This is a genomic window from Pseudomonas sp. JL27(2026) (assembly GCF_056933555.1).
The window spans coordinates 3846250-3859675 of record NZ_CM167794.1 but is presented as its reverse complement, the minus strand read 5'-3'; the positions used below and the strand labels follow the sequence as shown (position 1 = coordinate 3859675).

General features: G+C 56.5%; 6 protein-coding genes and 1 pseudogene. 4 read left to right on the top strand and 3 right to left on the bottom strand.

Annotated elements, in window-relative coordinates; translation table 11 throughout:
* Positions 1-160 precede the first annotated feature (160 nt).
* The 4 genes and pseudogenes from mgtA to AC1Z1G_RS17630 all read left to right on the top strand — a co-directional run bounded on the left by mgtA (position 161) and on the right by AC1Z1G_RS17630 (position 7096).
* Positions 161-2926: a magnesium-translocating P-type ATPase gene (mgtA, locus tag AC1Z1G_RS17645; RefSeq protein ID WP_483621328.1), complete on the top strand. Its 2766-nt coding sequence runs from the start codon at positions 161-163 to the stop codon at positions 2924-2926.
* 63 nt (positions 2927-2989) lie between these two features.
* Positions 2990-3092 (top strand): annotated as a pseudogene (locus AC1Z1G_RS17640) (MgtC/SapB family protein); the annotation flags it as partial.
* A gap of 137 nt (positions 3093-3229) precedes the next feature.
* Complete coding sequence (locus AC1Z1G_RS17635; RefSeq protein WP_483621326.1) at positions 3230-3856, top strand: response regulator; 627 nt, start codon at positions 3230-3232, stop codon at positions 3854-3856.
* Positions 3857-7096: a transporter substrate-binding domain-containing protein gene (locus tag AC1Z1G_RS17630; RefSeq protein ID WP_483621324.1), complete on the top strand. Its 3240-nt coding sequence runs from the start codon at positions 3857-3859 to the stop codon at positions 7094-7096. It abuts the gene before it with no gap.
* A 27-nt stretch (positions 7097-7123) separates the two neighbouring features.
* Here AC1Z1G_RS17630 and AC1Z1G_RS17625 read toward each other — a convergent pair whose 3' ends face one another.
* The 3 genes from AC1Z1G_RS17625 to AC1Z1G_RS17615 all read right to left on the bottom strand — a co-directional run bounded on the left by AC1Z1G_RS17625 (position 7124) and on the right by AC1Z1G_RS17615 (position 13411).
* Positions 7124-9637 (bottom strand): amidohydrolase family protein, encoded by a 2514-nt coding sequence (locus AC1Z1G_RS17625; protein ID WP_483621322.1) that lies wholly within the window; start codon positions 9635-9637, stop codon positions 7124-7126.
* A 35-nt stretch (positions 9638-9672) separates the two neighbouring features.
* The gene (locus AC1Z1G_RS17620) at positions 9673-12165 is read right to left on the bottom strand and encodes a P-loop NTPase fold protein (RefSeq protein WP_483621321.1); all 2493 of its coding nucleotides are present in this window, start codon (positions 12163-12165) and stop codon (positions 9673-9675) included.
* 337 nt (positions 12166-12502) lie between these two features.
* Entirely contained in the window at positions 12503-13411 is a 909-nt protein-coding gene (locus AC1Z1G_RS17615) for a LysR family transcriptional regulator (RefSeq protein ID WP_483627900.1), read from the bottom strand.
* Positions 13412-13426 lie beyond the last annotated feature (15 nt).

Here is a 13426-nt window from a genome sequence, read left to right as displayed (position 1 = left end):
ACCGCCGACAGCATCGACCCGTACTGCCGGTGCGTTTGCGACTGTTCCGGGCGTAAGCCCTCTCGCGAGACTCCTAAAAAATGCCTGACTGTTCCGATTTACGACTGCCTGCGTAGTCACCCAAAAGAGGGTGGGGCGCGGGCGGCGCAGGAGTAACACCATGAAACTCACCCTCTTGAAAGAGTTCTTCGCAGGCTTCCTGCGTACCCGGCACTTTGCCCGGCACTTCCGCCGACTGGCGCTGCTGGAAAGTTTCACCGACGCCACGGTCAACCGTGAAGTCCCGCCCACCTTGGCGCAAACCCTGGTGGCTGCGGCCAACAGCGACACCGGCCAGTTGCTGGACAACCTCGGCAGCCACACCGATGGCTTGAGCGACGTCGAAGCCGATGCATTGCGTGAGCAGTACGGCCTCAACGAAGTCGAGCATGAGCAGCCACTGCCATGGTGGACTCACTTGTGGCACTGCTACAAAAACCCCTTCAACCTGCTGCTGACCTTGTTGGCGGTCATCTCGTGGCTGACGGAAGACATGAAAGCCGCCACGGTGATTTTCTCCATGGTGGTGCTCTCGACCTTTCTGCGTTTCTGGCAGGAAACCAAGTCGAACAAGGCCGCCGACGCGCTCAAGGCGATGGTCAGCAACACCGCCACCGTCATGCGTCGGGACTTCAGTGCCGAAGCGGCACCGGTGTTCGGCAGGTTCTACGGCGCAGCGACTCACGTCAAAGGCGCGCAGCGCATCGAACTGCCGATCAAGTTGCTGGTGCCTGGCGACCTGATCGTGCTGTCGGCCGGTGACATGATTCCCGCCGATTGCCGCGTGTTGAGTGCCAAGGACCTGTTCGTCAGCCAGGCGGCGATGACCGGTGAATCGATGCCGGTGGAGAAATTCCCCCGCCAGCAAGACAGCGACACCAGCAACCCGCTGGACCTGGACAACATCCTGTTCATGGGCACCAACGTGGTGTCGGGTGCGGCGACCGCGGTGGTTTTGACCACGGGCAACAGCACCTATTTCGGCGCGTTGGCGCAACGTGTCAGCGCCACCGACCGCGCACCGACCTCATTCCAGACCGGCGTCAACAAGGTCAGTTGGTTGCTGATCCGCTTCATGTTCGTGATGGCGCCGCTGGTGCTGTTCATCAACGGCTTCACCAAGGGAGACTGGATGGAAGCGCTGCTGTTTGCGCTGTCCATCGCCGTGGGGCTGACCCCGGAAATGCTGCCGATGATCGTCACCTCGACGCTGGCCAAGGGCGCGGTGTTCCTGTCGCGCAAAAAAGTCATCGTCAAACGCCTCGACGCGATCCAGAACTTCGGTGCGATGGACGTGCTCTGCACCGACAAGACCGGCACCCTGACCCAGGACAAGATTTTCCTGGCCCGCCATGTCGACGTTTGGGGCGAAGAGTCCGATGACGTGCTGGAAATGGCCTACCTGAACAGCTACTACCAGACCGGCCTGAAAAACCTGCTGGACGTGGCCGTCCTTGAACACGTCGAAGTGCACCGCGAGCTGAAAGTCGGGACTGCCTTTCAGAAAGTCGACGAGATTCCGTTCGACTTCACCCGTCGGCGCATGTCGGTGGTGGTCGCCGAAAAGGATCGTCCTCACCTGCTGATCTGCAAGGGCGCCGTGGAAGAAGTGCTCGCCGTGTGCAAGCGCGTGCGTCATGGCGAGGCTGAAGAAGCACTCACCGATCAACTGCTGGCGCGCATCCGTGAGGTCACCGCCGACTTCAACGAAGAAGGCCTGCGGGTAGTGGCCGTGGCTGCGCGGCCGATGCAGGCCGGGCGCGACACGTACAGCCTGGCGGACGAGCAGGAGTTGACGCTGATCGGTTACGTGGCGTTCCTCGATCCACCCAAGGACAGCACCGCACCTGCGCTCAAGGCGTTGGCGGCCCACGGCGTCGCGGTCAAAGTGCTGACCGGCGACAATGAATTGGTCACGGCAAAAATCTGCCGCGAAGTGGGCCTGGAACAGCAAGGCTTGCTGATGGGCAACGACATCGAACGCATGAGCGATGCCGAGTTGGCGGTGGCGGTGGAGACCACCAACGTGTTTGCCAAACTGACGCCGTCCCACAAGGAACGTATCGTGCGGTTGCTCAAGGCCAACGGGCATGTGGTCGGTTTCATGGGCGACGGCATCAATGACGCGCCGGCGTTGCGCACGGCCGACATCGGTATTTCGGTGGACAGCGCCGTGGACATCGCCAAGGAAGCGGCGGACATCATCCTCCTGGAAAAGAGCCTGATGGTGCTGGAGGAGGGCGTACTGGAAGGGCGCCGGACCTTCGCCAACATGCTCAAGTACATCAAGATGACCGCCAGTTCGAACTTCGGCAACGTGTTCTCGGTATTGGTGGCCAGTGCGTTTATCCCGTTCCTGCCGATGCTGCCGATGCACCTGCTGGTGCAGAACCTGCTCTACGATATTTCGCAGATCGCCATCCCGTTCGATAACGTCGATGAAGACATGCTGAAAAAGCCGCAACGCTGGCAGCCAGGCGATGTGGGCCGCTTCATGCTGTTCTTTGGCCCGATCAGTTCAATCTTCGACATCCTGACGTTTGGCTTGATGTGGTATGTGTTCGATGCCAACACCCCGGACCATCAAACCCTGTTCCAGTCAGGCTGGTTCGTGGTGGGGCTGCTGACCCAGACGCTGATCGTGCACATGATCCGCACGCCGAAAATTCCGTTCCTGCAAAGCCGCGCTGCGATGCCGCTGCTGGTGATGACCGGGATCATCATGGCGGTCGGGATCTTCTTGCCGATGGGGCCGCTGGCGCATTACTTCAAACTGCAGGCATTGCCGTCGATGTACTTCGTGTTCCTGCCGGTGATTTTGCTGGCGTACATGGCCCTGACGCAGGCGGTGAAAGGTTTCTACATCCGCCGGTTCGGCTGGCAGTAAACGTTCGGACAACACCGTTTCCACAGGGAGTGTGGATGTCTCAAGGATTTCATCAGCAAGCCATCGACCACCTCGGTCGACGGTGACGAACTGGACGCGCTGGTGGCACGACTCTCAACCTCGCCCCTGGTGGTGCGCGTTCTGGAGCCCGCGTACTGCGGAGTAGCTATACCGTTCGTCGGAACTGTCAGTTCTGACAGGTAGCCCTGGAATTGATGGCATGTAACAGTCGATGCGCAGCTGTTGCGTCTACGCTTGGCGTGATGATGCAACGGGACATCGCCATATCGACAGGGAATTTCCATGCGTTCAGTGCTGATTGTCGACGATCATCCGGTTATTCGGGCCGCGGTCAAAATGGTGCTCGAACAGGAGTGCTTCACGGTCATCCTGCAAGCCTCCACGGGTGTCGATGCCGTGCAAATGATCCGCGAGCACTCACCGGACCTGGTGATTCTTGACCTGCAAATCCCCAACCTCGATGGTCTGGATGTATTGTCGCGGATCAAGGCCAGTGGCGTACCCAGCCGTGTCCTGGTGTTCACCGCGCAGGACCCACAGTTTTACGTCAGCCGTTGCATGCGGGCGGGAGCCCTGGGCTACATCGCCAAAACCAATGACCTGCAAGAGTTGCGCAAAGCCGTGCAGGCCATCATGAACAACTACACTTATTTTCCCCGGTTGCCCGAAAGCTCGGTGAGCGCGAATGGCTTGCAGCACAGCGAGTTGCAAATGATCGAGCGTCTTTCTGACCGCGAACTGACCATTTTCCAATACCTGGCCCGTGGCTCCAGCAATAAGGACATCGCCGAGGCAATGTTGCTGAGCCACAAGACCGTCAGCACTTACAAAACGCGGTTGATTGAAAAGCTCGGCGTCAGCTCGTTGGTCCATCTGTGCGATTTTGCCAAGCGCAATCGGCTGATCTGAATGACCAGGAGCGTGCGCGGTTGGCTCGTGCCCCTGACAGTGCTCAGCCTCTTGTGGTCGCTGGCGAGTCTGGGCGCCGAACCTCATGCCCTGCATCTGCTGGGGCGCTCGACGGTAGACGGCTACCGGGCAACCTTGAGCGAGGACGACTGGCGCTGGTTGCGTGAAAAGGGCCATTTGCGTCTGGGCGCGTCGGCGCCGGACTATGCGCCCTTCGAACTCACGGTCAATGACCATGACCTGGAGGGTATTACCGCCGACTATGCCGACCTGTTGAGCCAGTTGCTGCACGTGCGGGTCGATGTGCAGCGTTATGACTCCCGGTTGGCGGTGATTGCCGCGCTGAAGGCCGGGGACGTGGACCTGCTGGGCACGGCCAACGGTTTCGAGGCGGCGGACCCGCACCTGTTGCTGTCGCGCCCTTATGCGGACGATTCACCGGCGCTGGTCGCGCGCACGGGCACCAGCGGCAAGCTGGCCACGGACCTGGCCGGCCAGCGGGTGGCGATGCTTGATCACTACCTGCCACCGCAGGCGGTCGAGGCTTTGTATCCCAAGGGTCACCTGCAACTCTATCCTTCGACCCTGAGCGCCATCGGCGCGGTTGCCTTTGGTCGGGCGGACGTCTACATCGGGGACTCCATCAGCGCCAGTTACCTGATCAACAATAACTACCTGAACAATGTGCAACTGGTTGATTTTGCGCGCCTGGAAGTCAACCCGTTTGCGTTTGCCGTGGCGGCCGATAACGCCCGCTTGCAACGGATCATCAATGGAGCCCTGGAGGCGATTACGCTCGAGGAGCGCTCGACCATCCTGCGCCGCTGGAGTGCCGGCAGCCGTTTCAGCAGTACACAGCGGTTGCAATTGAGCGACAGCGAGCAACGCTGGCTGCAAACCCACCCGCAGGTCAGGGTCGGGGTAAACGCCCGTTTTGCACCCCTCGCGTTTTTCGACGCCAGCGGCGATTTCATCGGGTTGAGTGCGCAGATCATGGCCCGGATCAGCCTGCGCACCGGGCTGCGCTTCGAGGTGGTGCCGGGCGATTCGTTGAATGAGCAAATCGCCCAGCTCAAGCGCGGCGAACTGGACATGCTGGCGGTCCTGCCTCCCACCACCGAGCTTCAGTCCGAAATGCAGTTTTCCCGACCTTATATGGTCAACCCGTTTGTGCTGGTCAGCAGTACCGATCCCAAACAACCGCAAACCCTGGGTGACATGACTGGTAAGCGCCTGGCGATCTACAGGGGGCACGCCCTGCGTGACTTCTTGCAGGCACAGGTTCCGGGCATTCGCTTTATCGAGGTGCAAACCCCGGCCGAGGGCATCGAGCTGGTAGCCAAGGGGCAGGCCGATGCCTCGGTGAGTTCGCTGATCATCGCCCGCTACCTGATTGCCCGGCAGTACCGCGACCGGTTGGCAGTGACCAGCACCCTGGGGAATGAGCCTGCGCTCGTCAGTTTCGCCACCCAGCGTGGCGAACTGGAACTGAACTCGATTTTGAACAAGGCACTGTTGAGCATCTCGCCCGAGGAAATGGACGAACTGAGCAACCCCTGGCGCACCGATCTGGCGGTGGATGACAGCTATTGGCTGCGTCATCGCGGCACCATCATTCAGGGGTTTGTCGGGGCAACGCTGTTGCTGCTGCTGGCGCTGGGCTGGATCGGCTACCAGCGCAGCCAGATCCGCAAGCGCCAGCAACTGCTGTTGCAACTGCAAGAGGCCAAGCAGGCGGCGGACGAGGCCAACCGGGCCAAGACCACGTTCCTGGCGACTATGAGCCATGAAATCCGCACGCCCATGAACGCCTTGATCGGCATGCTGGAACTGGCGACGAAGCAGGCCGATCACGGCGTGATCGACCGTCCTGCGATTGAGGTCGCATCGACAGCGGCCCGGCAGTTGCTGGAGTTGATCGGCGACATCCTGGACATCGCGCGTATTGAGTCGGGGCATCTGACGCTGGCGCCTGAGCGCGCCAATTTACGGAAGGTGATCGAGTCGGTGGCGAAGGTGTTCGAAGGCCTGGCGCGGCAAAAACACCTCAACTGGGAGGTCACACTGGACCCGCGCTGTGATCGTGATGTGCTGATTGACCCGGCACGCCTCAAACAGGTGCTGTCCAATCTGTTGAGCAATGCCATCAAGTTCACCCGCCAGGGCGCAGTGAAGTTGCATGTCGAGATCAAGCCGCCGCTGGAGCAGGGGCATCTGCGTGCGGTGCTGCGCGTCGAGGACAGCGGAATCGGCCTGAGCATCGCCGACCAGCAGCGGCTGTTCAGTCCTTTCGTCCAGGCCAGCAACCACGGGCAATCATCCCGCAGCGGTTCGGGCCTGGGGCTGGTCATTTGCCGGGCGTTGTGTGAAGCCATGGGGGGCCGGTTACGGTTGGAGAGTGTGCTGGGGCAGGGCACCGAGGTCGAGGTGACGCTGGATGTCCCGAGCCTGGCGCCGTTGGAGACGCCGCTGCACGTGGAGGTGTCAGCACCGATACGGGCTCTGGAGATCCTGGTGGTCGACGACTACCCGGCCAATCGACTGTTGCTCACCCGGCAGCTGGGTTACCTGGGCCATCGCTTTACCGATGCCCCGGACGGTGAGCGGGCGTTGCAACTGTGGCGGGAGCAGTTCTTTGATGTGGTGATCACCGATTGCAACATGCCGGTCATGAATGGCTATGACTTGGCCGGAGCCATCCGTGACGAAGAGCGGGCCAGTGGTCAGGAGGCCTGCTTGATCCTCGGCTTCACCGCCAATGCCCAACCCGAGGAAAAGGTGCGGTGTGTGGAGGCCGGTATGGACGACTGCCTGTTCAAGCCCATCAGCCTGAAGGATTTGAGCGATTGGTTGGGGGCAAGGTTTGCCGACAGCCCACCTCCGTCGCCCGTCGATGAAGAGCCTTCAGCCTGGGCAGAAATGGACCTGAGCGGCCTGGAAAAATTTGTCGGCAGCGACCGCACGCTGATCAACCAATTGGTGCGTGACCTGGCCACCAGCAATGCCCAGGACCTGAAGCAACTGCGCGAACTGCACCGTCGCGATGACCGCCAAGGCCTGAGCGACCTGGCGCACCGGATCAAGGGCGGCGCACGCATTGTCCGCGCCGATCGATTGCTGGCAGGGTGCGAACAACTGGAAGCCGCCTGCCGGGAGGGGGATGTTCAATTGCTCAACGAAGCGGTCGATGAACTGCAGCAGGCGATGACACGTTTGGGCCGCAGCCTGGAGCCCAATTGATCGGTGCTGCCGCCCTGCGGTTCATTATCAGCGGGTGCGTTTATGGAAACGGTATTGCCTGCCTCTTTCATTAACTGTGGAAAGCAGGTCAAGTGCGTGTTTATCAAGCATTCCGGTCTGCTGCAGCACGGCATAGAGTTGATAGAAGTCACCATTCAAGTCGTTGGCAAAGACCCCGGGATCGTCTGAACCCATTGAAACCATAATGTCGGGGTCTCCTTCTACGGCAAACCCTGGTGCCTTTATCCAGCGGAGAGAGTGATGCTCGGTGAAGTTCTCGTACTGGCTGATCCGCACGTTGCTGGTTGGCAAGGTTTCAACCACCACATTTCTGTCCACAAGTGCATGCATCACGTTTTGTTGCAGTAGTAACAGCGTGTTGGCGCTCAGGTATCCGGCCTCAACGCTGATGAGTTCTTCACTGCGGCTCCACAGGCCGCCATCACCGGTGATCCATTTCGTCAGTAGGCCCAGCAGTCGTCCGTTCGTTCGCTTGGCCTGATCAACGATTCGCGCTTCCTCTCTCCAGGCATCGGACAGTGAGGCGTTTTGCCAATCCCAGCTAGGGTCCCTGTCTGCCTCCAGCACATAAGGGATATGCAGCCCGCGCAAACGCATGACGTTTTCCAGCGTCATGATGCTGATGTCCTGGTTGAACACATAACTTGCCATCTCGCTGATGGACATCTCAAGGCGTCGGGTATCGAGTTGGGCCTCGGGATGAGAACGCAGCAACGTCCAGGCGCAGAGCAAGTCCAGCATCCATTCGCCCCTTGCCACGACGATTTTTGGAGGCATTCGCTCCAGCCATAACGAGGGTTTGATACCAAAGGCTGTGCCATGACCGAGGCGATCACCCTGTTTGAGGTCAAGCAATTCCAGGGTGTCGGTGACGTGGCGCAAACCGGAGATCAAATGCCGGAAGTCCTCACCGACGTGGTAAGTGCGGTGAGTGAACCCATGGTGGTGGCACACCCGGAACACCGGGGCAAATACCTCGGGTGGGGCGTGGAGTTCATTCGCGGCAGCATCTATTCCTGTGACCCAGTTCTTTAACAACGGCCAACGCTTGACGATACCGACCAGGGCTTCGCCCTGCGCGATCAGGTCCTTTCTCAGTGCGTAGTGCCTGTAGTTTTGTTCCTTCTTGTTTTTCCAGTGCCAGGTTTTCTTCGGGAAGTGCGCAACGAGGGTCAGCTTGTGGTTCTTTCGATGGTTTGGATTCTGTAGGTTCGGCTGATGCTGCTCCAGGGTGTGCAGAATCTTGCTGAGCGAAGTTAAAGAGCGTGTGGATACACACTCTGGATCGCTCAGTTGAAGATATTTCAGGTATCCGCCAAGTACGGAAGTTAACAGTGACTGGTTGCCTTCCATGGTTTTTTTCGGGGCGAATCGTCCCTCTAGCCAGCCGACCCTGCTGAGGTCGGGGTTGGAACCATGCATTTGTTGGAAACGCGCTAAAAACAGTTTTTCTACAGGGTCGCGCAAATCGGTGAAGGTGAACTTCTGGAACTGGTCGAACCCGTACTGGTCCTCGCCTTGCACCAGTAACCGGTAGTACTGGTTTTGCAACAGCAGGTAAATGTGCAGCAGACGATCTACCACGGGTTCGGCTTTTTGTAGCAGGCGTTCAAGAATGACTTTGATCCAGTCAAGTTCCTGGGCGTAAGTACAGCGTTTGTCTATGAGCGCCCTAATACGTGGAACCGATGATGCATTGACGATCGTTTTGTCAGCAATCATCTGTGCTAAGTCAGGAGGAACCGGCATGGCGAGAATACGGTCCGGTTCATAAGCCAGGGTAATCAGCCAGGCACGGATGTGACGAGCCCCCACAAGGTGGCGATACAGAAGGGCGGGCGACAGATCCGCATCGATGGCGTGACACAGCTCCCGGATGCGGGCGCCACTTGCCGAGTGCGAAGAATACTGTTTGGAAAATGCCAGGATTTCCGACTTGGGTTCATGCAGCGCCTTGAGCCAACAGACTTCTGCATGGGTACTGCCGTTGAGATGCAAGTGGGTTTCATGCAGACCTTCTCGCTCAATGTAGTCCTCGACCAAGGGATGGGTCGGGCTCAGTAACTGGCAGGCGTGGGGCGCAGCGGCGAGAGTATTTTGCCAGTCAGTGCAGGTATTCGGAGGGCCTTTGGCGTATGCCGCGGCCTGGATTGGCAGGGCGGACACTCGACTGAGCAGGCTTTGCTGCCAATCCCCGAAGCGCTGCATGCAGACGTGCAGCTTTCCATGACGGAACTCCAGAAAGTCATTGACCAGTGTACTCAGGGCCGGCCATACCCAATGACCCTCTTGCGCCCGGTAGTTGCTACGAAACAGTTGCCAGTTGGACTGAAAAACATGGTCGGGTTGTCTGGCAAACCAGGCCTGGAAGGCTAAATAGACTGCTTCTTCCACGTCCTCATCGGGAACTGAGTGGGCGAACGGAAACCGCACGAGTTTTTTCAGCAGTCTATTGCTGGACAGTAATGACGTCCCGATGCCTGAGTGCACGATGGTCGGGGTGTTTAGGTAGGTTTTCATTCGTTACGTCATCACTTATTGAAAGTATTGGATTTTTATTTTTTCTTTTGATTTACGATTATTCCTGTGTTGATTTTGTTAAATATATCAATGTCGCAACCGTGGTCGTGCTCTTCGTGGGTGCTTAGCTTTTTGAAAAGTTCGGTATAGGTTAAAGTTTTAGGGAGTAGGTTTAGTATTAAAGGGCAACCTGCAATAATTGAGGTTAGAGGGTAATTTTTCATGTCGATATTTATGAATTTTGAGTTGATGGTGGACCCGGCTGTTTGCGGGTTTTTCCTGAAGTTACTCGATGCGTTGGGTTCGACATTAGAGCTGTAATGGTGGTCATGTTCTTCGACCAGCACTGCATTTATAACGCACAGAGCGTAAAACTCCATGATTGTCGCAGGGCCTTTGCCTACACCAGAACCGGCCCGATATGTTTGAGCGCAATTAATTAGGCTGAAATACAGGCGTGTCCATATTTTTCCGATCAGCACAGCGGAGGGCTTAATTGAAGAGGCTATTGAATTGGCATGTTCCAACCAATAGGCAGTGTTCGCCACGAAATCAGTTTTTTCAACGGAGTCAATGAGATCTTCTTCGGGGTCATTTTCTTCAATCTCTTCATGGGCAGCTGTGTCAGACCATCGGGGGCCGGAGATGGTTGGGGTGGCCGAGACCCTTAGCAGTTCGCGAGCAATATGCCGTGTTGGATCATCTGAAGAGGTTTGTAGAAGTCGGCACATTAAACCCAGTACGTTAAAGATTGACGCATATGTTCTGTTGTCTTTGTCAAAAACATTTATCAATGTATATGCGAAGGCGGGACGTTCGTTGGTCTTGGTGATGGACTCAAGTATTGATTTTATGGGGGAGGCTATGCTCTTATCTTGAGCGCCTGTTGAACTTCTGTTTAGTCCAATAACGCCGCACTTTATCGCTGTGGCAGAGGACGTGCCTCCCATGATGACCGGAGCGGCGTGCCATGCCCAATTTAGTGCATCTTCCTGGCGCCCGACACTGAAATAACTTTTAAACCAGGCTAACGCTACTTCGTCGTCTTCAGTTTTTATCGACTTGCGAGCTTCTTTATATAAGGCAACACTTCCTGGTCCCTGTAACAGGTACATGATTGTATTTTTTGGATTGTCCTCACAATGCCGTGCCACCTCTGCTGAAAGCGCTGCAAAACTCTTGCGCAAACTCTCGTCTTTGGGTTGCGGTCTCAAGTAGGCTCCGGTGTCAAACTCCCCATCTTCAAGGGTCAATCGAAATACTGCGTCGATAAGGGTGGTAATGTCTCCGGTAGTTAATGCGTCGGTGTCTATGCCTTTTTTGTAAAGGCTGCCGAGCACCATTGCACGCATGGCTTCTGAAAGAATTTCTGGCGATATCAATGCCGCTTCATCAATAAGGTGCGGTGCGCAGGAATTGAGTAATTGAAGAATAGATCTGAGGGGTTGTTTGAGTAGGAACTCTCGAAATAATTCAATGTCTGCCTCTGTTTTTAGTCTGAAGCCAGCTTTAATAATTGACTTGAGGGTCTTATTCAAGCTTCGGCTTTCAGTTCCCCATTTTGGATGGGTGATTGATATGCTTTCAATCTTTTTCCCCAAGCTCCATAGGGGGGAAAGATGGATTCTTTTATTGATAGGGAAAAGCTTCAGCAGGTATTGATCTTCCAAGTGATCAACCAGCTTTTCACGTTGCAGGTTTCTGGTCGGATCTTGCTGGTGAAGCCGGTTGCCAATGTTTTCGAAGTAATGATCTCTGACAAGGTGAGAGTAAAGTTCCAGGTCGCCCGTGATCAATACAACAAAATGTGGGCTGTCCAGGTAACACCGGATTAGCTCCAGTACCTCTCTTCCTTTTTTGAAGTTTGTATCTGCATCGTCGATGGCGATAACCAGAGCGTCAACTTTTAGAAGTTTGCAAGTGGTTTTGACAAGGTTGTGAAAGTTTTCCGCGAGCTCTACGCCATCCTTGGCCCTCTCAATGCCTAAGTCCAAATAGACTTCTTCGTCTATACCATTTAGCGGGTTGTGTTCTTCATTCAGCAATTGAAGTCCGCCGGCTAATCTTTTGTATTGCTTTCTGAAGTCTTCATTGTTTTCGTTTAGTGTGTCGGAGTAGGTTTGAGTGGGGCTTTTGATGTGGTTGTCAATGAGGCTCTTGATTTTGTATATGACTGACAGGAACAGATGCTCGCGAATGCTTATCTTGCTAGGGTCGAGTAGTTGTAAAGGCGCGAGGTGCAAATTATTGAGTTCAGCTGCTTTTCCGCTGGTTAAGGCATGATAGATGGCACTTAGGAATGTTGACTTGCCCGCGCCACGTGTCCCATCAATGAAAAATACCTGGCTGTTTCCCAAGGCTGGTGAGTAAGGTTCGGTCTTTGTTTTCTTGTCGAGTCTTTCTTTTATCTGGATTGTTAGTTTGGTAAAGGCTGCGCTTTGGATTAGGTTTTCCGAATCAATCGGGCCGTTTCTCTCGCTGGAAGATAGATCGACGGTTATTTTTGATGATTCGTTTGTATTGGTCATTATTATTTCCCAGTCGTAAGGGCGTGTGCCCGATTACTGTTCAAGTAAGAGCGGTAAAAGAATGATTAATCAGGTGAGGCGTGCGTGCGCAATAGGACACATAGGGAGACTTGATGCTGAGCTATTCATTAAGGAGCTTCCCGGTCGCCTTCGTTCATCCATGGAGGCTGGCCGGCCTCACAAGGGGCGAGGCGTACCAGTATTTCCTAGGAAGATATCGAACTGATATCACTTCGTCTACGAGGGTATTGCATAGACTTTGGTCCCAGAGAGGCTCCGCGTTCAGCGAGGCGGGGCTACATTGTTCAGGTCTTTCCAAGCCTCAGGCTCAGGGGCTTCAGGCAATATCACTGCGGCTGAATTCTTCACCCAAAAAGTCGATCAGGGTTCGCACCGACGGCAGCAGCCCGCGCCGAGAAGGGAAGATGGCGTGCACGATCCCGCACTTGGGTCGCCAGTCGGGCACCAGCTCCACCAGGGTTCCCGCCGCCACGTCTTCACGGACCACGACGCTCGGTAAGTGGGCGATGCCGATTCCGGCAATCACGGCGGTGCGCAGGGCAATCAGGTCGTCGGTGACCATGCGCGGACGGTGACGGATCACCGCGCTGGCGGCGTCAGGGCCGAACAGTTCCCATTGATACTCGCGTTGCGCCGCACCCCAGTGCAGGCTCGGCAAACCACTAAGGTCGGCGGGGCTGGCGGGGGTCGACAGGCGCGGCAAAAAATCGGGGCTGCCCACCAGGCATTGAGTGCTGTTGCCCAGCACCTTCATCACCAGATCGGTGTTTTCCAAGGGCGGGAAGCGCACGCGCAGGGCGATGTCGAACCCTTCGTGAATCAGGTCGACCCGTCGGTTGGTGCTCTCGATGAACAACTCCACCAAGGGGTACTTGAGCATGTAGCGGGTCAGCATCGGCCCGACCCAGGAGTTGAGCAACGCGGTCGGGCAACTGATGCGCACCAGGCCCTGGGGTTCGGAGCGGTTGCGCTCGATCAGTTCTGCCGCACTCTCGGCTTCCACGCACATGGCAACGCAACGCTGGTAATACGCCTGGCCGATTTCGGTGAGCGAACAATGGCGGCTGGTGCGGTGGATCAGCCGCACGCCGAGGCGCTCTTCCAGTTGGGAAATCCGCCGGCTGAGTTTTGACTTGGGCATGTCCAGCGCCCGCCCGGCAGCGGCAAAACCACGGTGCTCGACTACCTGAGTGAAGTAGTAAAGGGTGTTCAGGTCTTCCACTATCGTTCTCCAAATAGA

Coding starts and splice junctions, on each gene's coding strand:
- AC1Z1G_RS17620 (WP_483621321.1), bottom strand. CDS start 12,165: ATGACCAATACAAACGAATCATCAAAAATAACCGTCGATCTATCTTCC.
- AC1Z1G_RS17635 (WP_483621326.1), top strand. CDS start 3,230: ATGCGTTCAGTGCTGATTGTCGACGATCATCCGGTTATTCGGGCCGCG.
- mgtA (WP_483621328.1), top strand. CDS start 161: ATGAAACTCACCCTCTTGAAAGAGTTCTTCGCAGGCTTCCTGCGTACC.
- AC1Z1G_RS17630 (WP_483621324.1), top strand. CDS start 3,857: ATGACCAGGAGCGTGCGCGGTTGGCTCGTGCCCCTGACAGTGCTCAGC.
- AC1Z1G_RS17625 (WP_483621322.1), bottom strand. CDS start 9,637: ATGAAAACCTACCTAAACACCCCGACCATCGTGCACTCAGGCATCGGG.